21 protein-coding genes are annotated in these 25,384 nt (G+C 75.0%); 5 read left to right on the top strand and 16 right to left on the bottom strand.

Translation table 11 applies throughout. From position 1 onward, the window contains the following. Positions 1–15 precede the first annotated feature (15 nt). Positions 16–1,332 (top strand): nucleotide sugar dehydrogenase, encoded by a 1,317-nt coding sequence (locus tag ABT238_RS21480; RefSeq protein ID WP_350571848.1) that lies wholly within the window; start codon positions 16–18, stop codon positions 1,330–1,332. A gap of 61 nt (positions 1,333–1,393) precedes the next feature. Here ABT238_RS21480 and ABT238_RS21475 read toward each other — a convergent pair whose 3' ends face one another. After that, positions 1,394–1,795: a beta/gamma crystallin domain-containing protein gene (locus tag ABT238_RS21475; RefSeq protein ID WP_350571846.1), complete on the bottom strand. Its 402-nt coding sequence runs from the start codon at positions 1,793–1,795 to the stop codon at positions 1,394–1,396. 341 nt (positions 1,796–2,136) lie between these two features. Here ABT238_RS21475 and ABT238_RS21470 point away from each other — a divergent pair, with 341 nt between their 5' ends. Then, the gene (locus ABT238_RS21470; protein WP_350775307.1) at positions 2,137–2,871 is read left to right on the top strand and encodes a hypothetical protein; all 735 of its coding nucleotides are present in this window, start codon (positions 2,137–2,139) and stop codon (positions 2,869–2,871) included. Positions 2,872–2,960: 89 nt separating this feature from the next. On the opposite strand, the gene ABT238_RS21465 is transcribed toward ABT238_RS21470, so the two are convergent. From ABT238_RS21465 to ABT238_RS21435, 7 genes are all read right to left on the bottom strand, one after another. After that, positions 2,961–4,331, bottom strand: coding sequence for a hypothetical protein (locus ABT238_RS21465; RefSeq protein WP_350775295.1), 1,371 nt, complete (start codon positions 4,329–4,331; stop codon positions 2,961–2,963). 267 nt (positions 4,332–4,598) lie between these two features. After that, entirely contained in the window at positions 4,599–7,184 is a 2,586-nt protein-coding gene (locus ABT238_RS21460) for an SUKH-4 family immunity protein (protein ID WP_350775287.1), read from the bottom strand. Between the two features lie 90 nt (positions 7,185–7,274). Continuing rightward, positions 7,275–8,276 (bottom strand): SMI1/KNR4 family protein, encoded by a 1,002-nt coding sequence (locus ABT238_RS21455; protein WP_350557873.1) that lies wholly within the window; start codon positions 8,274–8,276, stop codon positions 7,275–7,277. Positions 8,277–8,431: 155 nt separating this feature from the next. Beyond that, positions 8,432–9,565 (bottom strand): DegT/DnrJ/EryC1/StrS family aminotransferase, encoded by a 1,134-nt coding sequence (locus ABT238_RS21450; RefSeq protein WP_350775265.1) that lies wholly within the window; start codon positions 9,563–9,565, stop codon positions 8,432–8,434. Positions 9,566–9,673: 108 nt separating this feature from the next. Continuing rightward, complete coding sequence (locus ABT238_RS21445) at positions 9,674–10,822, bottom strand: DegT/DnrJ/EryC1/StrS family aminotransferase (protein ID WP_350557879.1); 1,149 nt, start codon at positions 10,820–10,822, stop codon at positions 9,674–9,676. 59 nt (positions 10,823–10,881) lie between these two features. Next, positions 10,882–11,862 carry an NAD-dependent epimerase/dehydratase family protein gene (locus ABT238_RS21440; protein WP_350557882.1) on the bottom strand — a complete coding sequence of 327 codons (981 nt, stop codon included), beginning with the start codon at positions 11,860–11,862 and terminating at the stop codon, positions 10,882–10,884. Beyond that, complete coding sequence (locus tag ABT238_RS21435; protein WP_350557885.1) at positions 11,859–13,022, bottom strand: Gfo/Idh/MocA family protein; 1,164 nt, start codon at positions 13,020–13,022, stop codon at positions 11,859–11,861. The genes ABT238_RS21440 and ABT238_RS21435 overlap by 4 nt, the downstream gene beginning before the upstream one ends. A 387-nt stretch (positions 13,023–13,409) precedes the next feature. Here ABT238_RS21435 and ABT238_RS21430 point away from each other — a divergent pair, with 387 nt between their 5' ends. Beyond that, positions 13,410–13,871, top strand: a complete 462-nt coding sequence (locus ABT238_RS21430; RefSeq protein ID WP_350557888.1) for a YwqJ-related putative deaminase — start codon at positions 13,410–13,412, stop codon at positions 13,869–13,871. A gap of 45 nt (positions 13,872–13,916) precedes the next feature. Beyond that, on the top strand, positions 13,917–14,465 hold the full coding sequence (locus ABT238_RS21425) for an SUKH-3 domain-containing protein (protein WP_502884105.1): 549 nt from the start codon (positions 13,917–13,919) through the stop codon (positions 14,463–14,465). A 16-nt stretch (positions 14,466–14,481) separates the two neighbouring features. Here ABT238_RS21425 and ABT238_RS21420 read toward each other — a convergent pair whose 3' ends face one another. Further along, a complete protein-coding gene (locus ABT238_RS21420) occupies positions 14,482–15,753 on the bottom strand; it encodes a sensor histidine kinase (protein WP_350557892.1) in 1,272 nt (423 codons plus the stop codon). Between the two features lie 277 nt (positions 15,754–16,030). Here ABT238_RS21420 and ppc point away from each other — a divergent pair, with 277 nt between their 5' ends. Further along, positions 16,031–18,877, top strand: a complete 2,847-nt coding sequence (ppc, locus tag ABT238_RS21415) for a phosphoenolpyruvate carboxylase (RefSeq protein ID WP_350557895.1) — start codon at positions 16,031–16,033, stop codon at positions 18,875–18,877. A gap of 66 nt (positions 18,878–18,943) precedes the next feature. Here ppc and ABT238_RS21410 read toward each other — a convergent pair whose 3' ends face one another. From ABT238_RS21410 to glmU, 7 genes are all read right to left on the bottom strand, one after another. Next, positions 18,944–19,894: a hypothetical protein gene (locus ABT238_RS21410; protein WP_350557898.1), complete on the bottom strand. Its 951-nt coding sequence runs from the start codon at positions 19,892–19,894 to the stop codon at positions 18,944–18,946. Beyond that, entirely contained in the window at positions 19,884–20,405 is a 522-nt protein-coding gene (locus tag ABT238_RS21405) for a SigE family RNA polymerase sigma factor (protein ID WP_350775217.1), read from the bottom strand. Before ABT238_RS21405 ends, ABT238_RS21410 begins: the two co-directional genes overlap by 11 nt. A gap of 126 nt (positions 20,406–20,531) precedes the next feature. Continuing rightward, positions 20,532–20,804, bottom strand: a complete 273-nt coding sequence (locus ABT238_RS21400) for a hypothetical protein (protein ID WP_350557904.1) — start codon at positions 20,802–20,804, stop codon at positions 20,532–20,534. Between the two features lie 227 nt (positions 20,805–21,031). Continuing rightward, a complete protein-coding gene (gene pth / locus ABT238_RS21395) occupies positions 21,032–21,613 on the bottom strand; it encodes an aminoacyl-tRNA hydrolase (RefSeq protein ID WP_350775204.1) in 582 nt (193 codons plus the stop codon). A 108-nt stretch (positions 21,614–21,721) separates the two neighbouring features. Continuing rightward, positions 21,722–22,312, bottom strand: coding sequence for a 50S ribosomal protein L25/general stress protein Ctc (locus ABT238_RS21390; RefSeq protein ID WP_350557911.1), 591 nt, complete (start codon positions 22,310–22,312; stop codon positions 21,722–21,724). Between the two features lie 283 nt (positions 22,313–22,595). Continuing rightward, positions 22,596–23,573 (bottom strand): ribose-phosphate diphosphokinase, encoded by a 978-nt coding sequence (locus ABT238_RS21385; protein ID WP_350557914.1) that lies wholly within the window; start codon positions 23,571–23,573, stop codon positions 22,596–22,598. Between the two features lie 204 nt (positions 23,574–23,777). Next, positions 23,778–25,247, bottom strand: coding sequence for a bifunctional UDP-N-acetylglucosamine diphosphorylase/glucosamine-1-phosphate N-acetyltransferase GlmU (gene glmU / locus ABT238_RS21380; RefSeq protein ID WP_350557917.1), 1,470 nt, complete (start codon positions 25,245–25,247; stop codon positions 23,778–23,780). Positions 25,248–25,384 lie beyond the last annotated feature (137 nt).

Raw genomic sequence — 25,384 nt, 5'->3', positions numbered from 1 at the left:
AGGGGGTTCTTCGTCATGCGCGTTGTCATCGCAGGCCAGGGCTACGTGGGGCTGCCGCTCGCGGTCCGCGCGGCCGAGGTCGGGCACCGGGTGGTCGGCTACGACGTGGACGAGCGCCGGATCAAACGGCTGGCCGTCGGCGAGTCGTACGTCGAGGACATCCCGGCCGAGCGGCTGCGGCCGCTGCTGGAGAACGGGAGCTACCTGCCGTCCGCCGAGCCGTCCGACGTGGCGGGCTTCGACGTCGCGGTGATCACCGTGCCGACGCCGCTGCGCGAGGGCGTGCCCGACCTGTCGTTCATCGAGAGCTCGGCCGCCCTGCTCGCCCAGCACCTGCGGCCCGGGGCGAGCGTCGTCCTGGAGTCGACCACCTACCCCGGCACCACCGAGGAACTGCTGGCGCCGCTGCTGGAGCAGGGCTCCGGGCTGACCGCCGGGCGGGACTTCCACCTCGGCTACAGCCCCGAGCGGATCGACCCGGGCAACCCGGCCTGGCGGCTGGAGAACACCCCGAAGGTGGTCTCCGGGATCGACCCGGCGTCACTGGCGGCGGTCGAGGGCTTCTACGGCGGGCTGGTCGAGCGGACCGTCCCGGTCTCCTCCTGCAAGGAGGCCGAACTGACCAAGCTGCTGGAGAACACCTTCCGGCACGTGAACATCGCGCTGGTCAACGAACTGGCGATGTTCGCGCACGACCTCGGCATCGACGTCTGGGAGGCCATCGACGCGGCCTCCACCAAGCCGTTCGGCTACCTGCGGTTCACCCCCGGCCCGGGGGTGGGCGGGCACTGCCTGCCGATCGACCCGTCCTACCTGTCCTGGCGGGTCGAGCGGGCGCTCGGCCAGTCGTTCCGGTTCGTCGAGCTGGCCAACGACGTCAACAGCCACATGCCCGACTACGTGGTCCGCCGGCTCTCCGAGGCGCTGAACGAGCGGCAGCGCTCGGTCAAGGGCTCGCGGGTGCTGCTGCTCGGGCTGGCGTACAAGAAGAACACCGGCGACGCCCGGGAGACGCCAGCCGCCCGGATCGCCGAGCTGCTGGTCCGGATGGGCGCCGAGGTCCGGGCCGCCGACCCGCACGTGGTGGTCGGGGTGCACGCGCCCGAGCCGGTGATCCCCGGCCAGCGGGCCGCCGAGCACGACCCGCACGGGGACCCGTTCGGCGCGGTGCGCCGGGTGGAGGCCGGCCCGGAGGAGCTGGCGGCGGCGGACGCGGTGGTGCTGCTCGCCGACCACGACGACTTCGACTACGAGGCGGTCACCGCGCACGCCCGGTACGTGCTGGACTGCCGGCGCCGGCTGCCCCGGGGCGCCGCGGTCGAGGTGCTCTGACCCGTCGGAGACGGTGCCGGGCGTCCGCACCCGCCCGGCACCGCGGGTCGTCCCGCACCGTCTACCAGCGGGAGAGGTTGATGTCGTACATCGTCACCTCGTGGCCCACGCGGGCGTTGAAGTCGTACTGCTCCCAGTTGAAGACGGTCCACGAGCCCATGCCGCCGCCGAGGTACGTGATGACCTTGTTGTTCCCGGCGTCGATCCGGTCGACGTTGTAGATGCGCACGGCCATCCAGCCGTCGTTCGCGAAACAGAGCGTGCTGCCGTAACCGTAGTTGTAGACCTTCGCGAAATCGTTGCGGTTTCCGCAGTCGATCCGGTTGATGGCCTCGGCATTCGCCGCCGGAATCAATGCGGCCGCCGCCGCGGTGAGCACCGCGAGTGCGCCGGTCCGACGGCTCAGGGCATTTCCGGAACGGGACCGTGGAGAACGTTCCGAACGGGATGTGCGGCGAATCATGTGAACCCTCCGAAGGGGTAGCGACTGCGACTCCAGAGGCTGACACGGCACCGCACGGCCGAACAGTTCTTTTCCGGCCAAGCCGCACCGCCACGACGCCTCGCGGGCCGCCTCGCACGGGCATGCGCTAGGGTCCGAACAGTCCCGCCGTCCTTGAGGATCGGAGCTTCCGATTGGCCCGCCCGACGCATTTCGGACGATTCACCGCCACCGCCACAGCGGTCGTTTTATCGGCCTTTTTCGCCGGCTGTTCCGGGGCTTCCGGAGGGAGTTCTTCGGAATCCGCCCTGACGCCTCCGGCGATCGACGCGCCGAAAGCCCCGGAATCCGGCCGGGCCGGAATGACCGGACTTCCGCTCTCCGCTTATCAGGCCGACGACCGGGCCGCCGTGACGGAGATCCAGGTGCGCAATGCGCTGATCGTCTCGTGCATGCACCGGGCCGGTTACGCCGCTTTCACCGGGGACGGCCTGCAGGAGGCGCGGCCGCCGGACAACGCCACCGCGCTGCCGGCCGGCGCGTGGGGGTACCTCGGGGCGGAGGCCGCGGGAGTCCAGGGGTTCCACGCTCCCGCGCGCCCCCTGCCCGGACCCGGCGCGGCCGCACCGGCGGCCGGGGCCGGCGAGGCCTACGACGCCACCCGGGTCGACTGCGACCGGCAGGCCGCCGAACGGATCGGCGCGCCGCCGGGGCCGGGGGCCGACCTCATCGGGCGGCTCTTCGCGGACTCCATGGCCGCCACCGGACGCGACGAACGGGTCACCGCGGCGACCGCGCGGTGGGCCTCCTGCATGGCGACCGCGGGCTTCCAGGGCGCCGACCCGGCGAGCCTCCCGGACCGCTTCCACGCCACGGCCCGGCCCACCCCGGCCGAACTGGCCGCCGCCCGGGCCGACGCCGACTGCACCGCGGACACCAACCTGGCCGGGATCTGGTTCGCCGTCCTGGCGGGCTACCAGCGCCAGCAGATCGACCACCACGCCGAGGCCCTGAACGCCCACCGGGAGGCCGTGCGGGCCCAGGACGCCAGGCTGACCCGGCTGCTCGCCGAGGGCGACACCGGGCCGACCCCGTGAGCCGGGCCGACCCCCGTCCGCCGGGCCGCACCCACGGCCCGGCGAACGCCGGGGAACGCGTCAGGCCCCGACGGGGAACCGGAGCCGGCTCAGCGACGGCGGTTGTAGCCGACCGTGTTGGGGGTGGCGTAGTCGCTGCCGTCGTCGACGATCACGATCTTCGGGATGATCCGGGTCTCCTCCTCGGCGGGGCGCCCGGCCGGGACGAGCGCGCCCTCACCGGCCTCCGCCGCCACCGCCGGCGGAGCGGCCGGCCTCGGCGGCACCGGCCCGGTGGCGACCGCCGCGGCCGGGGCCGGGACCGGGGAGACCGGACCCGGGGTGACCCGCAGCACCGCCGTGGCCGCCTCGCTCGCGGGCGCCGGAACCGGCTCGCTCGCGGGCGCCGGGACCGGCTCCTTGCGCAGGTCGGCCCGCGGGTCGGCGAGGACGGGCAGCGGAACCTCCCCGGTGTCCGCCTCCGAGTCCACCGCCGGGGCCCGGTCCACCGGAGGAGCATCCGCCGGAGGGGCGTCGACCGGGGCGTCGACCGGGGCGGGGCCGGACGCGAGCGCCGCGGCCTCCAGCGCCGCGGGCTCGATCGCGCCGACCGCCGCGCCCGTGAGCGAGGCCAGCGTCGCCTTGATGTGGTCGAGGTGCTGCTGCACCGTCTCCAGCTTGGTCGCGTACTCGCGCTGCTCGCGCTCGCTCGCCGCGTTGATCCGCTCGGCCTCGCGCCGGGCCTGCTCGATCAGCTGGTCCGCCCGGGCCTGCGCCTCGGCGTCGCTCTGCTTGATCTGGCCGAGCACCGTCTCGCGGAACTGCTCGGCCTCCTTGACCCGGCGCTCGGCCGTGGCGGACACCGCCGAGTCCTCGGCGTCGGCCTCGGCCTGGGCCTCGGCGAACATCTCGTCGGCCTTGCGGCGCAGCTCGGCCAGCTTGGCCTCGGCCCGCTCGGAGGCCTCGGCGGCCGCGACCCGCACCTTGGCGGCGTGCGCGGTGGCGGAGTCCCGGACGGAGCGGACCTCGCGGTCGGTCTCGGCCCGGATGGTCTCCGCCTCGGCCCGGGTGCGCTCGTCGGTGCGGCGGGCGGCGGCGTCGGCCTCGGTGCGGGTGGTGGCCGCGTACTCCTTGGCGGCGCGGTCGAGCGCCTGGCCGGCCTCGTACACCTCGTCGCGGAGGTCCTCGGCGAACCGCTCGGCCTTGTCGCGGACGGCGCGGGCCTCGTTCTCGGCCATCCGGGCCAGGCCGGCGGCCTCGTCGCTGAGGACCTGGTAGTCGGGCTCGGGGGCGTCGGCGGCGGCCTGCTTGATCTCGGCCAGCCGGCGCTCCATCTCCCGGAGTCCGGCGCCGAGCACGCTCAGCCGTTCCCACCCCTCGTCGCGCTGCGCGGTGAGCGCGGTCAGGGCTCGGTCGACCTGCTCCGGCGCGTAACCGCGCCGGGCAATGGTGAAGCCGTACTGGGGGACGGCGTCGCTCATGGGCTCTTCCCCTCGTGTCGCGGGCTGCGGAGCCCATGATCGGACGGATCGGTCTGCTCGGGAACCGGGTCGGGCAACCCGGTCGGGATTCGGGCGTCGGGCGGATCGAAACATGTCGAGGACGGACGCTTGCGACCATCCTCTTGACCTATTTTGCGCGGATGTGGACGAAACCCCAACGAGGCACCGCCGCGCCGGTACGCCGAAGGGGCCGTTCCGGGCACCGGAACGACCCCCTGCCACCTGCGCGGATCCGGCACGGCCTGCTCAGAGCAGGCCGTCCCAGAACTGCTCCAGCAGCACGGCCCACCAGGTGTCCGCGGACTGCAGCGCAGCCGGGTCGATCGCGGCCAGCTGGGCCTGGAAGTCGGTCGTCCAGCGACCGGCCTGGTCCGGGGTCAGCCCGTACCGCAGCCGCCACATCCGGCCCAGCAGGGCCAGGGAGCGGACGAACTCCGGTACACCCGTGTTGACGAACCGGGGGGGCTCGCCGGTTCCTTCCAGGTCCACCGCGACCACGTGGGCCGTGCCGTACTGCACACAGAGCTGGCGCCCGTAGTCGTTGCCGAGCACCAGGTAGCCGCCGAAGTCCGGGCCGCCCGGCAGACCGCGCTCGGCGGCCAGCTCGGCGAGCGTCGGGATCGGCCGGCCCTCCTGGGCCTGCGCCCAGAAGAACGGTCCGTACTCGCGCGGCAGGCCCGACCACATCAGGGTCTGCGCCACCGGCTCGGGCACGCCCTGGCGGGCCACCGCGCGCTGCTCGAAGCGGAACACGTTCGGCCCGAAGGCCTGGCCGAGCTCCTGGGCGAGCTGCTGCGGCGCGAGCGGCGGCAGCGGCGGGACGGTGCCCGGCGCCGGCAGCGGGACCCGCTGCGGCCGGACCCGCTGCGGCCCCGAGGCCAGCTGGTGCAGCTCGTCCAGGTGGTCGAGCAGCTGGGCCATGCCGGCCTGCCGGGAGTGGTGGTCACGGCCGTAGTCGGCGGTGTGGGTGAGCCGGACGTTCGGCCAGGAGGCGGCGATCATCCGGTTGCAGTACCCGCCGGGCAGGTCGCAGGACTCCAGCTCGGTGTAGAGCTCCAGCACCTGCTCCGGCGGCACGTTGAGCCGCCGCAGGTCCTGGAGGATCTTCCACTCCGGGTGCGGGGTGCCGGGCTCGCTGCGGTGCAGCAGCTTCTGCTCCGAGCCGTCCGGGCCCCGGTAGCTGAGCGCGGCGAAGTAGCCCGGGCCGACGGCGGGCACGCCGGGCGGCACCGGGGCGGTCGGCGGCGGCCCGGGGACGGGCGCCGGCGGGGCGGCCGGGGCCGGGGCGGGCGCCGGGCCGGGCGCCGGAGCGCCGGCGGGAGCGGGGCCGCCCGGGTAGCCGTAGCCAGCCCCCGGGGCCCCGACGGGAGCGCCCGCGCCGGGCGGCGGCGGGACGGCGGGGCCGCCGGACGGCGGGGTGCCCGGGTCGGCGGGGGCACCGCCGAGCAGCGCGGGGTCGACCGCGCCCGCCAGCTGGGTGCGCTCGTACGCCACGCCGCCGCCCCCGGCGGGGGCCGGGCCGGAGCCGCCGCGCAGCCCGGCGGGCGGGGGCGGCGGCGGGGCGGACGCGGGGTTGCGGCCCAGGGCGCCGGGAGCGGAGCCCGCACCCGGGCCGGACGGGCCCCGCAGGCCGGCGGGCGGGGGCGGCGGCGGGGCGGAGGCCGGGTTGCGGCCGAGCCCGCCGGCCGGCGCGTCGGCGGGCGGCGGAACCGGAGCGCCGGGCGCGGGCGCGCCGGGCAGGCCCGCCAGGCCGGGCAGACCGTCGGGCGAGGCCAGCATGGTCGGCGCGTGCTCGACGGTCGCGGCCGGCGGCACGGGCGTCCCGGGCGCGGGCGTGCCCGGACCAGCGGGACCACCGGGCCCGGCCGGCGCACCCGGCAGGCCCGCCAGGCCGGGCAGGCCGTCCGGCGAGGCCAGCAGCGTCGGCGCGGGCTCCACCGGGGCACCCTGCGGCGGCACGGGCGTACCAGGCACCGGCGTACCAGGCACCGGCGTCCCCGGGCCACCGGGCCCACCCGGCGCGCCGGGCAGACCCGCCAGGCCCGGCAGGCCGCCCTCGGGCAGCAGCACGGTGGCGGCCTCGGAACCGGCCCGCGGCTTGCCGGGCAGTCCGGCGCCGTTGGTGCGCAGCCCGTCCGGCAGCAGCACGGTCGCCGCCTCCGCGCCCGGCTGCGGCGCGGGCGGTACCGGCGGCGCGGGCGGATTGAACGGCTCGTCGTGGCCGGGCGGCGGGGCGAGCATGGTGGGCGCGTCCCCGGCGGGCCGCTCGGACTCCGGCGGCGTGGTCAGCACGGCGGGCACGGGCGTCTCCCCGGGCGCGGCCGGAACCGGAGGCGCGGCGGGCGGCGCGACGGCCGGCGCCGCCGGCGGCGCGGGCGGCACGACCGGCGGCGCGACAGGAGCAGCGGCGGCGGCCGGCGCGGCCGGCGCCCCCGTCCCCAGCCGCTCCGCCTCGGCGGCGAGCGCCGCCTCACCGGCCTCCTGCAGCCACTGCGGCGGGCTGAGCAGGAAGGACGTCGCCTCGACCGGCCCCGGCGCGGGCCGGGCCGCGCCGGCCGGGTTGGCCGCGACCGGCCGCCCGTAGGCCTCCTCGTACTGCCGGACCACCTCGTTGACGGGCAGCGCGGGCCACAGCGTGCTCGCGCCGGAGTCCCGGGCGATCACCAGCCGGGCCTCCCCCTCCGCGACGGCCGCGCCGCCGCCGGGCTGCACCGCCCAGCAGACGAAGCCCAGGTCGAACTCCCGGACCCGCACCTCGCGCTGCCGCTCCTGCGGCACCCCGCCGTTGATCCACTCCTCGGCGAGCTCCTGCGCCTGCGCGTACGTCACCACGCCCGGTTCACCCCTGTCCCCATCGTCCCCGCTCGTTCCACACCCTCGACGACCGCCCGGGCACCCGCCCGGACCACCGCGGACGCCATCTCAGCCCACCGGAACGGCGCGGGCGAAGCCGCCGTCCACCATCAGCCCGGCGACCGTCTCCAGCTCCGCCGGGCTCCCCGCCAGCCGCAGCAGGAAGGCGTCGAAGTCCTCCCCGCAGGGCAGCAGCAGCCGCCCGACCCGGTCCTCGGCCGCCTCGGGCGCGCCGCTGTCCCGGGCGTCGTCGTAGAGGCAGAACCAGACCGACCCGGTCCGCTCGCCGCGCACCTTCAGCGCCACGATGCCGCCCTGGGCGTAGGCGATGCCCAGGTAGTCCTTGGTGAGGTGGTCGCGCAGGCACTTGTTGGCGTAGACGACGTCCTCGGTGCCGTACTCCTCGGTGAGCGTCAGGAACGGCTGGTCGAGCAGCAGTCCGAGCTCCGGGTCCAGCGCCACGCCGACCGGGCCGCGGCCGCCGCCGAGCTTGAGGAAGGTGCGGTAGGCGCCGGGCAGCCGGTAGCCCAGCCGCTCCTCGGCCCGCTGCACGAGGTCCTCGGTGACGCCGATCGGGTCGCCGCCGTCCTTGGCGAGCGAGAAGTGCACCGGGCGCTTCTCCTGGAGCGGCCGGGTGCCGCGGCGCCCGTGGTCGGCGGAGGAGGTGGCCAGGCCGCCGTGGTGCCGCAGCAGGGCCTTGACCTCGACCGGGACCAGCTCCATCCGCCGCCAGCCGGGCGCGGCGCCGCCGACCGCGTGGTGCCAGGTCCAGCCGGGCGGGGTGGCGACGGCGGTCTCCAGGTCGGCCCAGAGCGGGTGGCCCTGGGTGAACTGCGCGGCGTTGGCCGAGACGTAGTCGGTCAGCCGCAGCTCGTCGACGCCGAAGCCGGCCGGCGGGTCGGCGACCTCGGCCGCCGCGGCGGCGTACGGACCGAAGTCCGGGTAGCCGTGCTCGTCCACCCTGACCCCGGCGGGGTGCCGCTCCGCACGGACCGGGTCCGGGAACTGCACCACCTGACCTGCGTACGCCGCGTTCGGTGCGTCGGCGACGCCGGGCCGACCTGTCGTCATCTGGGAGCCCCCACTGGCTGCTGCATGTTCTCGGTGCGCTTGTCGGCAACCAGCGTAGGGGGTTCGCCCGCGGCGCGGCCCCCCGCCCGGCGCACCGTGCGCGGCCGGCGGGCGGGCGGTGCGCGGCCGGCGGGTGCCCGGGGGCCCGCGCGGGCTCAGGCCGCCGCCGCCTTGGCCAGCACCTCCACCACCCGCTCCTGCTGCGCGGCGGTGATCTGCGGGTACAGCGGCAGCGTCAGCAGCTCCCCCGCGGCCCGCTCGGCGACCGGGAACGAGCCCTCGCCGTGGCCGAGGTGGCGGAAGGCCGGCTGCAGGTGGACCGGCACCGGGTAGTGCACGCCCGCGCCGATCCCGGCCGCGTTCAGCGCGGCCAGCAGCGCGTCCCGCCGCTCGCGGCCGCCGCCGACCCGGACCGCGTACAGGTGCCAGACGTGCTCGTTGCCGGGCGCGGTGCGCGGCGCGGCCACCCCGTCCGGTCCGGCGAGCCCGTCCAGCCCCGCCAGCAGCCGGTCGTAGCGGGCGGCGGCGGCCCGGCGGGCCTCGTTCCAGGCCGGCAGCCGGCGCAGCTTGGCCCGCAGCACGACGGCCTGCAGCGCGTCCATCCGGGAGTTGAAGCCGAACCGCTCGTGCGCGTACTTGCGCGCCGAGCCGTGGTCGCCGATCAGCCGCACGGCGGCGGCCAGGCCGTCGTCGTCGGTGACGACGGCGCCCGCGTCGCCGTAGGCGCCGAGGTTCTTGCCGGGGTAGAAGCTGGTGGCGGAGATCCGGCCGTGCAGGGCCCGGCCACCCTGCCGGGCGCCCTGGGACTGCGCGGCGTCCTCCACCACCGGGCGCTCGCCGGCCAGGCCGAGCAGCGCCGCCATCGGGGCGAGCTGGCCGCTCAGGTGGACGGGCAGCAGCGCGACGGCGTCCGCGAGCACCTCGGCGACCCGGGCCGGGTCGATCAGCAGGTGCTCGGGGTCGGCGTCGACCAGCACCGGGCGCAGGCCGGCCCGCTGGACGGCCTCGGCGGTGGCGACGAAGGTGTTGGCGGGCAGCACCACGCCGCCGCCGGGCGGCAGGTCGAGGGCGCGCAGGGCCAGTTCGAGGGCGTCGGTGCCGTTGGCGGCGCCGACGCAGTGCCGGGCGCCGGAGAAGGCCGCGTACTCCTCCTCGAAGCCGGCCACCTCCGGCCCCTTGACGAAGCCGCCGCTCGCGAGCACCCGGTCGAAGCCGGCCCGGACCTCCGCCTCGATCTCGGCGTGCGCGGCCGCGAGGTCGACGAGCGGGACGGGCTGGTCGGTGGTCATCCTGTGGTCTCCCCTGGGCCGGTCGGTGAGCGTGGCGAGCGGGCGTGACGGACCTGACGAACGGACGGGCGGACGGGCGGACGGGCGGGCGGCTCGGTACCGGCGGGGTCAGCCGAGCGCGGCCCGGAGCGCGGCTACCACCCGGTCCTGCTGCTCCTCGGTCAGCGCGTGGTACAGCGGCAGGATCAGCGAACGCCGGGTGAGCAGCTCGGTGGCGGGCAGCGGCACCCGGGCGCTCCCCTTGTACGGGGCCTCCAGATGGGCGGCCATGATGCCGCGCCGGGCCGAGACCCCGGCCCCGGCGAGCCGGGCCAGCAGCTCGGCGCGGTCCGGGGCGCCCTCCGGCGGCAGCACCCAGCAGGACTGGTAGTTGGTGGTGCCGTGCTCCGGGTCGTCGACCATCCGCAGGCCGGTGCCGGCCAGCAGCTCCCGGTAGCGGGCGGCGAGTTCGCGCCGCCGGGCGACCATGGCGGGCAGTTTGCGCAGCTGCACCAGGCCGACGGCGGCCTGGATGTCGGTCATCCGGTGGTTGAAGCCGATCTCGTCGTAGGTCTCCAGCAGGCTCGCGCCGCCGGCCGAGGCGTGCCGGTCGGCCGCCGAGACGCTCATCCCGTGCTCGCGCAGCCGCCGCAGCCGGGCGGCCAGTTCACCGTCCCGGCAGGTGACCATGCCGCCCTCGCCGGTGGTCAGCAGCTTGCGCGGGTGGAAGGAGTAGGCGGCGAGGTCGGCGCCCGCGCCGGCCGGCCGGCCCCGGTACACCGAGCCGGCCCCGCAGGCGGCGTCCTCGACGACGGTGACGCCGTGCGGGGCGACGGCGGCCCGGATGCCGTCCAGGTCGACCGGCACCCCGCCCTGGTCCACTGCGATCACCGCCCTGGTCCGCCCGGTGAGCAGCGGCCCGACGGTGGCGGCGGTGAGGTTGCCGGTGGCCGGGTCGACGTCCGCGAAGACCGGCACCGCCCCGACGTAGGTGACGGCGTTGGCGGTGGCGATGAAGGACAGCGAGGGGACGACCACCTCGTCGCCCGGTCCGACGCCGGCGCCGATCAGCGCCAGGTGCAGCGCGGTGGTGCAGGAGGAGACCGCGACGGCGTGCTCGACGCCGAGGTGCCCGGCGAAGGCCCGCTCGAACGCGGCGACCCGGGGGCCCTGGGCCACCCAGCCCGAGCGGACCGCCTCGGCGGCGGCCTCGGCCTCCTCCTCGCCGAGCCAGGGCACCATGACCGGGATGTTGGGCAGGACGGGGGTGCTGGACACAGGTGTGCTCCGAAGGGTGGCGCGGGCGTGGTCGGGAAGGGATGCGCGTGCGGCCGGCGCTACTGCTCGCGCCACCAGGCGACCAGCCGGCGCAGGCCCTCGTCGAGGCCCAGCTCGGGCTTCCACCCGAGGTCGCGCTCGGCGGCGCCGATGTCCGCCAGCCGCCGGACCACGCCGCCGGCGGTGCCCCGGGCCGGACCGTGGTCGACGCCCAGGTCGCCGCGGTCCATCGCGGTGAGCAGCGCGTCGGCCAGCCCGCGCAGCGAGACCTCGCTCGCGCTGGCGATGTTGTAGACCCGGTCGGTGACGGGCGCCGCGGCGGCCAGCAGGTTGGCCCGGGCGATGTCCTCGGTGTAGACGAAGTCCATCGTCTGGGCGCCGTCGCCGAAGATCAGCGGCGGCTGTCCGGCGGCTATTCGCTCCATCCAGCGGATGAACACCTCGGTGTACCGGCCGTGCACGTCCATCCGGGGCCCGTACACGTTGAAGTAGCGCAGCGCGACGTAGTCGAGGCCGGCCATGGCGTGGAAGGAGCGCAGCAGGCCCTCGTTGAAGACCTTGGCCGCCCCGTACAGGGTGTCGTTGTTGTACGGGTGGTGGGTCTCGGGCGTCGGGAAGACCTCGGCGAGGCCGTAGACCGAGGCGGTGGACGAGGCGACCACCTTGCCGACGCCCACCTCGGCGGCGGCCTCGACCACGTCGAAGGTGCCGTCCACCATGACCTCCAGCGCCAGCCGCGGCTCGCTCGCGCACTGGGTGATCCGGATCGCGGCCAGGTGGAAGAGCAGGTCGGTGCCCGGGTCGAGCAGCCGGCGCAGCAGGGCGCGGTCGCGGATGTCGCCCTCCACCACGCGCAGCTGCCCGGGGGCGGCGATCTCCCCGGCGTACGCCAGGTTGGCCGCCCGGCCGCGGACGAAGTTGTCGAGCACGACCACCTCGCGGGCGCCGGCCTCGATCAGCTGGTCGACCACGGTGGAGCCGATGGTGCCGGCCCCTCCGGTGACCAGGCAGCGGGAGCCCTCGATCTGTACAGCGTTCACCGGGTGGCGGCCCTTTCCTGAGCTTCGGACAGTGCGGAGTCGAGGCCGATGCCCACCGGGACGGTGGCACCGCCGAGTTCGAGGCTGAGCGAGGCCGCCTCCAGCAGCTGGAGCACCCGCAGGCCGGCCCGGCCGTCGGTGAGCGGGGCACGGCCCTCGGTGATGGCGGCGGCGAACTCGGCCATCACGTTGCGCAGCGCCTCCTGCTCGACCAGGGCGGGCGCGACCATCGAGCCGACCCGGTAGGAGATGAGCGCCCGGTGGCGGATGGCGTCGGTCAGCTCGTCGGGCGGGGTGAGGTCCACGCCCCGGTCGTGCACCGCGAGCCGGGCCTGCGGGTTGAGGTCGTCCCAGACCAGGGTGCGCCGCGAGCCGCCGATCAGCGTGGTGCGGACCTTGGTCGGCGAGAGCCAGTTGACGTGGCAGTGCGCCAGCGCGCCGTTGCTCAGCCGCACGGTCAGGTAGGCGACGCAGGCCCGCCCGGCGCCGATCGGGTCGGCGCCCTGGGCGGAGACGCCGACGGGTTCGACGCCCGGCGGCAGGACGAAGTCCAGGATCGACAGGTCGTGCGGGGCGAGGTCCCAGAGCACGTCGACGTCCGGCTGGACCAGCCCGAGGTTGATCCGCACCGAGTCGAAGAACTGGACGTCGCCGATCTCCCCGCCGTGCACGAGCTCGCGGATCCGGCGCACCACCGGGGTGTAGCAGAAGGTGTGGTCGCACATCAGCACCAGACCGCGCTGCTCGGCGAGCGCCACCAGCTCGGCGGCCTCCGCGGCGGAGGTGGTGATCGGCTTCTCCACCAGGACGTGCTTGCCGGCCTCCAGCGCGGCCCGGACCAGCCGGTAGTGCGCGGCGGCCGGGGTGGCCACCGCGACCGCGGCGACCCGTTCGTCGGCCAGCACCTCCTCGAACGAGGTGGTGGCGCGGACGGTGCTGTACTCGCCGAGGACCCGGCGGGACTTCGCCTCGTCCAGGTCGCAGAGCCAGTGCAGGCGCAGCGCCGGTGTCTGCTGCGCGTTGCGGACGAGGTTCGGGCCCCAGTAGCCGGCTCCGACCACCGCGATCCCGATCCGGTGGGCCGGCGCGGGCTGCGGTGGCGTGCCCGGTGTGGGTACGTGCTCGCCCGGTGCCTCGTTGGCGGTTTCCGTCTCCGTCATCGCAAGACCCCCCTTGCTAGGCGTCAGGGCCCCCCGGCCCCGGCGGCCCCAACGGCCATGGCAAACAAGGGCGTTGCCGCTTCCCCCCGGAAACCCCACCGGACCGGCCGACCCCTGGCTTGCTGCTGGAACGCTACCGGCCGCCGCTCCCGGCCGGGAGTGGATTCGGGAAACCCGGGGACGAGTCGTGATGATGCCGTGCGGATCCGGCCAACGTCGCGTGCCGACCCGCCGGTCGGCTGCGCGCTCCGCACCCCGGATGTGCGGTTGTCAGTGTCGTTTGACAGGCTGGCCCCTGACAGCCGTGCCACCACCGGGCCCGGGGCGCGAGGCCGGGCGGGAGGCGGACGGACGGACGACGAGCGGGACGACGAGGAGGGCGACGCCATGACCACCGGGGAACCGGCCGTACCGCCGGTGCTGCGCCACCACCGCGACAGCCTGCTGCCCGCCGTCGCCGCCGCGCTCTCGCTCAAGGGCGGCGAGGTGCACACCCTGGCCGGCGACAAGGCGGACCGCCGCCCCGTGCTGCACCCGCTGGTCGGCGACTTCCTCGACGCGCTGCCGCCGGAGCACCGCGAGCGCTTCACCGGCCGCTGCCCGGAGGCGGTCCTGCTCTCCCGCTACCTGACCGAGGTGGACGGCCGCCGTTCCAAGCGCGCCGCCCGCAAGCCGATGAGCCTGCACGAGGCGCGCAAGGCGCTCAAGGGCGCCCGGCTGACCACCCTGCGGATCCGCGAGGAGCACGATCCCGCGCACGGCACCCACGCACCGCCGTGCCGCTCCTGCGCGCCGCTGCTGGAGCACTTCGTCGTCCAGGTCGTCGCGGTCGGCCCCGCCGCCGGCTGACCGGCGCACCGCCCGTCCCCCGTCCCCGAGCCACCGGAGCCCGTCCTGAATCCGCCCGCCCCCGCCCCGCCCCCTCCCCCGGCCACGCTCGGCGGGTCCGCGCCGCGGACCCGCCCGCGCTTCCCGGCCGACGTCGCCGCCGAGCTCAAGGCGGCCGGCTGGCACCCCGGACGCTGGCAGATCCGGCAGGCCGAGGAGTGGGCCGACGCCCTGGTCGGCCACGGCAGCCCGGCCGGCGTCCAGCACGCGGTGTTCCCGGCGGCGGTGGAGGCCTGGGCCGAGTTCGGCGGCCTCGCCTTCGACCTGTCCGGTCCCGGCCGGCAGCTGGCGCGCACGCCCTTCCTGATCGACCCGCTGTGCGGCCTGCACCAGCCGCGCACGCTGGCCGACCTGGGCCGCGCCCTGGACACCCGGATCGCCCCGCTGGGCGAGGAGGCGTACGGGCAGGCGCTGCTGGCGATCGACGAGGAGGGCCGGGTCTACAGCCTGGACCACGCCGGCGAGTGGTTCCTCGGCCACGGCGTGGACCAGGCGGTCACCGCGCTGGTCCTGGGCACCGCCCCGGAACGGCTGCGCACCGCGGACAGCGTCTGAGGGCCCGCAGGCGGGCCTAGACCAGCCGGTCCTGGCGGACCGCCAGCCGGGACGGCAGCACCGCCTCCACCCGGAAGCCGCCGTCCCGCTCCGGTCCCGCCGAGAAGGTGCCGCCGAGCGCGACCACCCGCTCGCGCATCCCGACCAGCCCGTTGCCGCCGCTGGGCAGCGCGGCGGCGGCCCGCTCGCCGCCCGGGCAGGCGTTCACCACGCTCACCCGCACCCCGTTCGGCGCGTAGGCGAGCAGCACCGCCACCTGGGCGCCGCCTGCGTGCTTGTGCGCGTTGGTCAGCCCCTCCTGCACCACCCGGTACGCGGTCTGCTCGGCCTCACCGGTGAACTCCTGCCGGCTGCCGCTGACGGTCAGGGTGACGGCCATCCCGGCCGCCCGGGACTGGTCGACCAGCCGCGGCAGCCCGGCCAGCGAGTCCGGCTCCGACGCGTTCTCCTCGGACATCCGCAGCACGCCGAGGATCTCCCGCAGCTCGTTGAGCGCCTGCCGGCCGACCTCGCCCATCAGCTTGGCGCTCTGCGCCGCCTTCTCCGGGTCCTTGGCGACGATCCGCTCCAGCGCCCCGGCGTGCACCACCATCAGCGAGACCCGGTGCGCCACCACGTCGTGCATCTCCCGGGCGATCCGGGTGCGCTCCTCCAGCCGGGCCCGGCGGGCGCGCTCCCGGGCCTGCTCGGCCAGCAGGTCCAGCTCGGTCTCCAGACCGTGCGCGCGGTCCTTGAGCGAGTCGATCAGCCGCCGCCGCGCGCCGACGTACAGGCCGGTCACCACCGGCACCGCGGTCGCGCCGGCCGCCACCAGCAGCGACAGCACCACCTGGCCCCAGAACGGCGTCTGGTCGGCGGCCGCGTCGACGGGGTTGAGCATCGACATCAGGATCACCCCGGCCGTCTCGGCGTAGGCGAGCGCGGAGAGCGCCACCACCCGCCGGCGGCGCGAGGGCCACTCCCAGGTCTCGGCCAGCGTGTACAGCGCCACCAGCAGCAGCACCATGCTGGGCACGGCCGGCATGGCGAGCAGGGCGACCACCACCGGGACGACCGGCCAGCGCCGCCGCACCACCAGGGTGGCGCCGGCCAGCGCGGCGAACGCCCCGACCACGATCTGGCCCGTCACCCCGAGGTGGACCCGGCTGCCGATGTAGGCGATCGAGCTGCCGGCGCACTCCAGCGCCGCCAGGGCGGCGAGCCCGCCGTCCAGGAGGGCGCTGCGCCGTCGCGGCCACCACAAGAACGACGTCCGGTCCCGCGCGCGCTCCCCAGGCGACTTGCTCATGCCCCACAGACTACGGCGCGCCCCCGGGGCGTCCCCACCGGGTCGCGCCGGGAACCTGTCGCGGCCGGCCGCCGGAGCCCTCCAAGTGGTCCAGACCACATACGGTCCCGGGGCATGCGTGTCCGCCATCCGGCCACTTCGCGGACAGCGCCCCGGCCGACACCTATGCTGGTCGCGTCGGACAGCGCGGTCCGCACGCGTCACACCCGCCACACGCGGGGCAGCCCTGTGACGATGAGCCGTTGCCGAACACCCCACCACCCCGAGGGAGCCAGCCGTGACCGCTCCGGTCCCCAGCCAGGCGGACAACCCGACCCCCGTGGTCGCCGACAACGCCGCATTGCGCGCGGACATCCGTCGCCTCGGCGACCTGCTCGGCGAGACGCTGGTCCGCCAGGAAGGCCCCCAGCTGCTCGGCCTGGTCGAACAGGTCCGGCTGCTCAGCCGCACCGACGGCGAGGCCACCGCCGAACTGCTCTCCGACATCGACCTGGAGACCGCCGCCAAGCTGGTGCGCGCCTTCTCCACCTACTTCCACCTCGCCAACGTCACCGAGCAGGTGCACCGCGGCCGCGAGTTCGCCACCCGCCGCACCCGCGAGGGCTCGCTGCTCGCCCAGACCGCCGACCAGCTGGCCGACGCCGACCCCAAGCACCTCCAGGACACCCTGGCCCACCTCGCCGTGCGCCCGGTCTTCACCGCGCACCCGACCGAGGCCGCCCGCCGCAGCGTCCTGAACAAGCTCCGCCGGATCGGCGAGCTGCTCGACCGGATCCACCGCGAGGAGATCGCCGCCGGCCTCTCCCAGGCCGACCCGGCCCGCACTCCCGCCCGCCCCCCGGCCACCACCCCCGACCGGGCCGCGGAGCGGCGCACCTCCGCGCGCCGCCAGGCCGACCGCCGGCTCGCCGAGGTCATCGACCTGCTCTGGCAGACCGACGAGCTGCGCATCGCCCGCCCGGAGCCCACCGACGAGGCCCGCAACGCCGTCTACTACCTCGACGAGCTCTACCGCGACGCCGTCCCGCAGGTCCTGGAGGAGCTGCACGAGGAGCTCGCCCGGGTCGGCCTGGAGCTGCCCGAGGGCGTGCGCCCGCTCACCTTCGGCACCTGGATCGGCGGCGACCGCGACGGCAACCCCAACGTCACCCCGCAGGTCACCTGGGACGTCCTCAACCTCCAGCACGAGTACGGCATCAAGGACGCCCTCGCCGCCATCGACGACCTGCGCAGCACCCTCTCCACCTCGGAGCGGCTGGCCGGCGCCTCCACCGAGCTGCTCGCCTCGCTCAACACCGACCTCCACCTGCTGCCCGAGCTGAGCCCGCGCTACAAGCGGATGAACGCCGAGGAGCCGTACCGCCTCAAGGCCACCTGCATCCGGCTCAAGCTGGAGAACACCCGCGAGCGCCTGGCCGGCGGCACCCCGCACGTCGAGGGCCGCGACTACCTCGGCACCCGCGAGCTGGTCGCCGACCTGCGGCTGATCCAGGACTCGCTGCGCGCCCACCGCGGCGAGCTGATCGCCGACGGCCGGCTCGCCCGCGCCATCCGCACCATCGAGGCGTTCGGCCTGCAGCTGGCCACCATGGACGTGCGCGAGCACGCCGAGGCCCACCACCACGCGCTCGGCCAGCTCTTCGACCGGCTCGGCGAGGAGGCCTGGCGCTACGCCGACATGCCCCGCGAGTACCGCCAGCGGCTGCTCGCCAAGGAGCTGCGCTCGCGCCGCCCGCTCGCCCCCACCCCGGCCCCGCTGGACGCCGCCGGCGCCAAGACCCTCGGTGTCTTCACCACCATCCGCGAGGGCTTCGAGCGGTTCGGCGACGAGATCGTCGAGTCCTACATCATCTCGATGTGCCAGGGCGCCGACGACGTCTTCGCCGCCACCGTGCTGGCCCGCGAGGCCGGTCTGATCGACCTGCACGCCGGGATCGCCAAGATCGGCATCGTGCCGCTGCTGGAGACCACCGACGAGCTCCAGCAGGCCGACCGGATCCTCGACGAGATGCTCTCCGACCCCTCCTACCGGCTGCTCGTCTCGCTGCGCGGCGACATCCAGGAGGTCATGCTCGGCTACTCCGACTCCTCGAAGTTCGGCGGCATCACCACCTCCCAGTGGGAGATCCACCGCGCCCAGCGCCGGCTGCGCGACGTCGCCCACCGCTACGGCATCCGGCTGCGCCTCTTCCACGGCCGCGGCGGCACCGTCGGCCGCGGCGGCGGCCCCTCGCACGAGGCCATCCTGGCCCAGCCGTGGGGCACCCTGGAGGGTGAGATCAAGGTCACCGAGCAGGGCGAGGTCATCTCCGACAAGTACCTGCTGCCCTCGCTGGCCCGGGAGAACCTCGAACTGACCCTCTCCGCCACGCTGGCCGCCTCCGCGCTGCACACCGCCCCGCGCCAGGCCCCCGAGGAGCTGGCCCGCTGGGACGCCGCCATGGACCGGGTCTCCGAGGCCGCGCACACCGCCTACCGGGCCCTGGTCGAGCAGGACGACCTGCCGAAGTACTTCTTCGCCGCGACCCCGGTCGACCAGCTCGCCTCGCTGCACCTGGGCTCCCGCCCGTCCCGCCGCCCCGACTCCGGCGCCGGGCTGGACGGCCTGCGGGCCATCCCGTGGGTGTTCGGCTGGACCCAGTCCCGCCAGATCGTCCCCGGCTGGTACGGCGTCGGCGCCGGCCTGGCCGCCGCCCGCGAGGCGGGCCTGGGCGACGTGCTGGACGAGATGTACGGCCAGTGGCACTTCTTCCGCAACTTCCTGTCCAACGTCGCCATGACGCTGGCCAAGACCGACCTGCGGATCGCCCGCCACTACGTCGAGCAGCTGGTCCCCGCCGAGCTGCACCACGTCTTCGAGCAGATCCAGGCCGAGCACGACCTGACCCTGCGCGAGGTGCTCCGCCTCACCGGGGAGAACGAGCTGCTGGAGCACAACCCGGTGCTCAAGCAGACCTTCGCGGTCCGCGACGCCTACCTCGACCCGATCTCCTACCTGCAGGTCGCGCTGCTGCGCCGGCAGCGCGAGGAGGCCGCCACCGGCCGCCACGAGGACCCGCTGCGGGCCCGCGCGCTGCTGCTGACCGTCAACGGCATCGCCGCCGGCCTGCGCAACACCGGCTGACCGGCACCCCGGGACGTCACAGGGCCCCGCGGCGTCTGCACGCCGCGGGGCCCTCCCCCGTACCGGTCAGTGGACCGGTCGTACCTCGATGACCTCCGCGCCGTAGCGGGCCAGCATGTCGGCCCGGGCGGCGTCGGCCTGGTCGGTGGACACGGACACCCCGGTCCCGTCCTCGGACACCCTGACCTCCTGGACGGTCACCCCCCTGGCCGCCCAGAAGTCCCGGTCGGTCTCCTTGATCCGGGCCGCCAGCTCCACGAAGTGCCTGCGCGAGGACGCCACGTCCGTGAAGTGGATCGTCACCCCGAAGTGCGGGACCGCCTCCAGCACCTTCTGGTCGAGGTCGCTCCCCGGCACCCGCAGCACCCACAGCTCGGCGGTCAGCAGGTCGATGCAGGTCCCGAAGTACTGGTCCGGGTACGACGCCGCGACGAACTGCCGGACGTCCCACTGCACCTCGACCACGTGGCGGTTGACCTGCCCGCCGCTGGTGCTCGACGAGGGCTCCGGCGACGTGATGGGCGAGCGCGCCGGTGGCGGCGTCCAGTCCGACGGCGTCGGGGTGTTCATCTCCGTCCAGCGCACCAGCCGCAGCGAGGCCGGCCCCTGCGCACAGCCCGACAGCGGCCCCAGGTGGTCCGGCCCCGAGGACGAGGGCGAGCCCAGCGGCGGCCCGGAGAACGGCCGCCCGGTGCCCGCCGACGGCACCGGCACGCCGCCGAGGTCCGACGAACGCACCCCGGTCGGGCTCAGCCCCGCAGGGCCCACCGCCCCGGCCCCACCGCCCCCGCCGAGCTGCGTCACCACCCCGAGGCCCAGCGCCAGCACGGCGACCCCCGCGACCGACTGCGCCGCGAACCGCTGCCGGGTCCGGCGCCGTCCGGCCTCCCGCAGCAGGGCCAGCGGCGGGCTGCCGCCGACCGCCTCCGCCCGTGCGCCGAGCCTGACCACCAGCTCCCGCTCGAACGCGTCCGCACCGTCTCCCCCCGATCCGGTGCCTCTCTCCTCAGCCGTCATGACCCACCATCTCCTTCACTGGTGCAAGCTCCTGCCGAAGCGTCCTCATCGCGCGGGCCAGGTGGGTCTTGGCCGTCGCCGCCGAGCAGCCGAGCTCCTCGGCCACCTGCGCCACCGACAGGTCCGCGTAGTACCGGAGCACCACCGCCGTCCGCTGACGGGGCGGCAGCGCCCGCAGCGCTCTCTCCAGTTCCTCGTCCCGGGTGTCCACCGCGGCCGCCGGGGAGTCCGGCAGCAGCGGCGTCAGCACCTCGCGGCGGGTCCGCCGCCACCTCGACACGTGGGTGCGCACCATGGCCCGGCGGACGTACGCCTCGACCGCGCCCGGTTCACGGATCGCCCCGCGCCGCACGTACACCCGGGACAGGGCGTCGTGCAGCAGGTCCCGGGCGTCGTGGACGTCCCCCGTGATCAGGAACGCGCCGCGGAGCAGGGCCTGGTACCGCGCCGAGACGAACTCGTCGAACGGGTCCTCCTGCCGGGTGCCCTCGGCCGGGCCCCCCGACCGCATCGATTCGCGCTTCATACCGACCAGACGCACGGGAGCGCGGAAACGGGTGACACGCCCGGCGGGGAAATGCCGCGGGGGCCGGGTCCGATCAGCTCGGTCCCCGGCCCCCGCGGCTCACGTCCTCGTTCACTCCCCCGCGTCGCCCGCGCGGTGGCGCTTGACCCACAGGGCCGCGCCGCCGGCCGCCACGACCAGCCCGCCGCCGACGGCCAGCAGGCCCGCGTCACCGCCGACCGAGCTGCCGAGCACCGGGCCGAGCTGCGCCGAGACGGGCTCCGGGGACACCACACCCGGATCGGGCTCCGCCATCGAGTCCGCGTGCACCGGGCCGGCCGTGCCCAGCAGCATCCCGGCAGCGCCGAGCGCGCCCGCGGTGCCCAGCGCACCCGCCGTGCCCACCCGCCGTCCGAGCCGCCCCAGCCGAACCACCCGGATCCGCCGAAGACGCCGGACCGGCCGCAAACTCCGCATCGAGAACTCCCCAACCCGTTCGCGTACTGCCCCCGACGCTATCCGATCCGCACAGACTTCTCACAGGTATTCAGGTTTGGCCACCCAAGAGTTGTACGACTGTTGCCCGGCCGGACGACCGCCCTTCTTTTCGAGGGCGGATCCATGACGGCGCCTCAGGTGTTGTACGAGGACTGGGCCCGCTCCAGGCCCTCGGAGAGCAGCGCCTCCACCGCGTCCGCCGAGCGGTCCACGAACCACTCCAGGTCCTTGCGCTCGGTGGCGGAGAAGTCCTTCAGCACGAAGTCCGCGACCTCCATCCGGCCCGGCGGGCGGCCGATCCCGCACCGCACCCGGTGGTAGTCCGGGCCGAGCGACTTGGTGACGGACTTCAGCCCGTTGTGCCCGTTGTCCCCGCCGCCCAGCTTCAGCCGCAGCGCCGCGTAGTCGATGTCCAGCTCGTCGTGGACGGCCACCAGCGCGGGGACCGGCACCTTGTAGAAGTCGCGCAGCGCGGTGACCGGTCCGCCGGAGAGGTTCATGAACGACATCGGCTTGGCCAGCACCACGCGCCGGCCCGCCAGCCGGCCCTCGGCGACCTGGGCCCGGCTCTTGTGCGCCTTGAACTTCGCGCCCATCCGCCGGGCCAGGAGGTCCACCACCATGAACCCGATGTTGTGCCGGTTCCGGGCGTACTGCTCCCCGGGGTTGCCCAGGCCCACCACCAGCCAGGGCCCCTCGTACGATTCGTCGTTCATCCCACCGCTCCTCGTGGTCATGTTCACCGCCATCATCCCGGACACGCCGCTGCCCCGGCCGCTCCAGCGGGAGCGACCGGGGCAGCGGTCTCAGACTGTGCGAGAGGCTCAGGCCTCGGCGCCGGCCTCGGCCTCGGCGGCCTCCTCCTCGGCCGGGGCGGCCTGGGCGGCGATGACCTGCAGCACGACGGCGTCGGCCTCGACGGCCAGCGAGACGCCGTTCGGCAGGACGATGTCCTTGGCGTGGATCGAGGCGCCGGCCTCCAGGCCCTCGACCGAGACGGTGACGGCCTCGGGCAGGTGGGTGGCCTCGGCCTCGATCGGCAGGGCCTGCAGGACGTGCTCCAGCAGGTTGCCGCCCGGGGCCAGCTCGCCCTCGGTGTGGACCGGAATCTCGACGGTGACCTTCTCGCCGCGCTTGACCAGCAGCAGGTCGACGTGCTCGATGGTGCGCTTGATGGCCTCGCGCTGGACGGCCTTCGGCAGCACGTACTCGTCCTTGCCCTCGATCGGCACGACCAGCAGGGCGTTCGGGGTCTTCAGGGCCATCATCAGGTCGTGGCCGGGCAGGTTCAGGTGAACCGGCGCGTGGCCGTGGCCGTAGACGACACCGGGGACGAAGCCGGCGCGGCGGGCGCGACGGGCGGCACCCTTGCCGAACTCGGTACGGGTCTCGGCGGCAAGGCGGATCTCGGACACGACTGCACTCCTCGTGAAAGCTGGCGCGGGGGTGCAGGCAACGCGAAAAACCGCCGGGACCACACCCTCATAACGTTCGGGGGTCACTCGGCGGGCAACGACCTCTGCCGGAGCCCGGGGGCCCGGAGCCGGCAGCGCGTCGATCACGGAGCGGGCACCCGAGCAACGGGCACACGGCATCCCTCGCCGAGCAGTTTCACGAGTCTAACCGGAGCGGTGGCCTCTCGCGAAATCGGCGGCGGCCCCGGTCCGACGGAACCGGGGCCGCGCGCACGGGGCTTGGTCAGTGCACGCCCTCGAAGAGGCTGGTGACCGACCCCTCCTCGAACACCTCGCGGATCGCGGCGGCGATGGACGGGGCGATCGACAGCGTGGTGATCTTGTCCAGCTGGAGCGAGGCCGGGGTCGGCAGGGTGTTGGTGAACACGAACTCGCTGACCCGGGAGTTCTTCAGGCGGTCCGCGGCCGGGCCGGAGAGCACGCCGTGGGTGGCGGCCACCAGGACGTCGGCGGCGCCGTTGTCGAACAGCGCGTCGGCGGCGGCGCAGATCGTGCCGGCGGTGTCGATCATGTCGTCGACCAGGACGCAGACCCGGTCCTTGACGTCACCGACGACGTCGGCCGACAGGATGGTGTTGGCCTGGGTCATGTCGCGGCGCTTGTGGATGATCGCCAGCGGCGCGTCCAGCCGGTCGCACCACTGGTCGGCCACCTTGACCCGGCCGGCGTCCGGGGAGACCACGGTGAGCTTGTCGCGGTCGACCCGCTCGCCCACGTAGTCGGCCAGCAGCGGCAGCGCGAACAGGTGGTCGACCGGGCCGTCGAAGAAGCCCTGGATCTGCGCGGTGTGCAGGTCCACGGCCATCAGCCGGTCGGCGCCGGCCTGGCGCAGCAGGTCGGCGACCAGCCGGGCGGAGATGGGCTCGCGGCCCAGGTGCTTCTTGTCCTGGCGCGCGTAGCCGTAGAACGGCAGGATCGCGGTGATGCTCCGGGCGGAGGCCCGCTTCAGAGCATCGATCATGATCAACTGCTCCATGATCCACTGGTTGATGGGAGCCGTGTGGCTCTGCATCACGAAGCAGTCGGCACCTCGGGCCGACTCCAGGAAACGGACGTAGATCTCACCGTTGGCGAAGTCGAGGGCCTTGGTCGGAACCAGCTCGGTCCCCAGTGCCTCGGCCACCTCCCTCGCCAGCTCGGGGTGGGCACGGCCGGAGAAGAGCTTCAGCTTCTTCTCGCCCGACGTCGTGATCCCGCTCACTGCCACCGTCTCCTCGCGTTGCTGACGCCGATCCCGACCGCACCGCGGGCAGGCGTCCGCCAGCCGGCGAGAGGGGTCGGGGGGAATTGTCGGTACGCCTGGACACGGGCGGTAGGCCCAATGGCGCACGTATGACCCCAAGGTTACGCGCCCGCGCGCGAACCGTCCGCCCCGGGACCGACCACCGGGCCTCCGCCCGCCCGCTCAGGCGTTCGGGTCGGCCGACGCGTCGCGCTCCGTCGCGGCCTGCGCGGCCTGCGCCGACGAGCTCCCCGGGCGCTTGCGCTGGACCCAGCCGGCGATGTTCCGCTGCTGGGCGCGGCCGACCCCGAGCGAACCGGCCGGCACGTCGCTGGTGATCACCGAACCGGCCGCGGTGTAAGCGCCGTCACCGACGGTCACCGGCGCGATGAACATGTTGTCGGATCCGGTACGGCAGTGCGCACCGATCACGGTGCGGTGCTTGTTGACGCCGTCGTAGTTCACGGTCACCGAGGCGGCGCCGACGTTGCTGCCCTCGCCGATCGTGGCGTCGCCGATGTAGGAGAGGTGCGGCACCTTGGCGCCCTCGCCCAGCTCCGAGTTCTTCACCTCGACGTAGGTGCCGACCTTGGCCTTGCGGGCCAGCCGGGTGCCCGGCCGCAGGTACGCGTACGGGCCGGCGGTGGCGAGCTCGCCGACCTCGGCGCCGTCCGCCGTGGTGTTGCTCACACGCGCCCCGGCGCCGATCCGGGTGTCCTTGACCGTCGAGTTCGGGCCCACCTCGCAGCCCTCGCCCAGGTGGGTGGCGCCCTGCAGCTGGGTGTTGGGCAGCACCACCGCGTCCGGCTCGTAGGAGACCTGGACGTCGAACCAGGTGGTCGCCGGGTCCACCACGGTCACGCCGGCCCGCATCGCCCGCTCCAGCAGCCGGTCGTTCAGCAGCCGGCGGGCGTGCGCGAGCTGCACCCGGTCGTTGATGCCGAGGATGTCCCGGTAGTCGGCGGCGACCACGGCGCCCACCCGGTGTCCGGCCCGGCGCAGGATCTCCAGGGTGTCGGTCAGGTACTCCTCGCCCTGCGCGTTGTCCGTGGTGACCTCGGCGAGCGCGCCGACCAGCAGCTTGGCGTCGAAGGCGAAGACCCCGGAGTTGATCTCGGCGATCGCCCGCTGGACGTCCGAGGCGTCCTTCTCCTCGACGATCGCGGCGACCGCGCCGTCCGCCTCGTCGCGCAGGATCCGCCCGTAGCCGAACGGATCCGGGACCACCGCGGTCAGCACGGTGACGCCGTTGCCCTGCTCGGCGTGCGCGCCGGCCAGCGCGCTCAGCGTCCCCCCGGTCAGCAGCGGCGCGTCGCCGGTGGTGACGATCACCGTGCCGTCCAGGTCGATCCCGTCGGCCGCCAGCGCCTCCAGCGCGGTGCGCACCGCGTGTCCGGTGCCGTTCTGCTCCTCCTGGACCACCGCGCGGGCGCCCGGGTGAAGCGCCGCCAGGTGCTCGGCCACCTTCTCCCGCATGTGGCCGATCACCACGACCAGCTGGTCCGGCGTCAACTCCTCGGCCGCCGCCACCGCGTGGCCGACCAGCGACCGCCCGCACACCTCGTGCAGCACCTTCGGAAGGCTGTTCGACTTCATCCTGGTCCCGCCACCGGCGGCGAGCACGACAACGGCGGCAGGCGAATTGGCACTCACGGGGGGAGGCTCCTCATTCGGTTACACGGGGAGGGCAGAGCGGCCAGCAACGGGACCCGCACGTCGGCGCCCTGGCCGCTTCGAGGATAGTGCGCGGAGCATGTCGGCTCCCGCGGGCCCGGCAACCGTCGCCCGGC

Origin of the sequence: Kitasatospora sp. NPDC001527, from assembly GCF_040298605.1 — a bacterium.
Classification (GTDB): Bacteria; Actinomycetota; Actinomycetes; order Streptomycetales; family Streptomycetaceae; genus Kitasatospora.
Note: the sequence above shows the minus strand (reverse complement) of the source record. Positions and strands in the feature narration are given on the sequence as shown.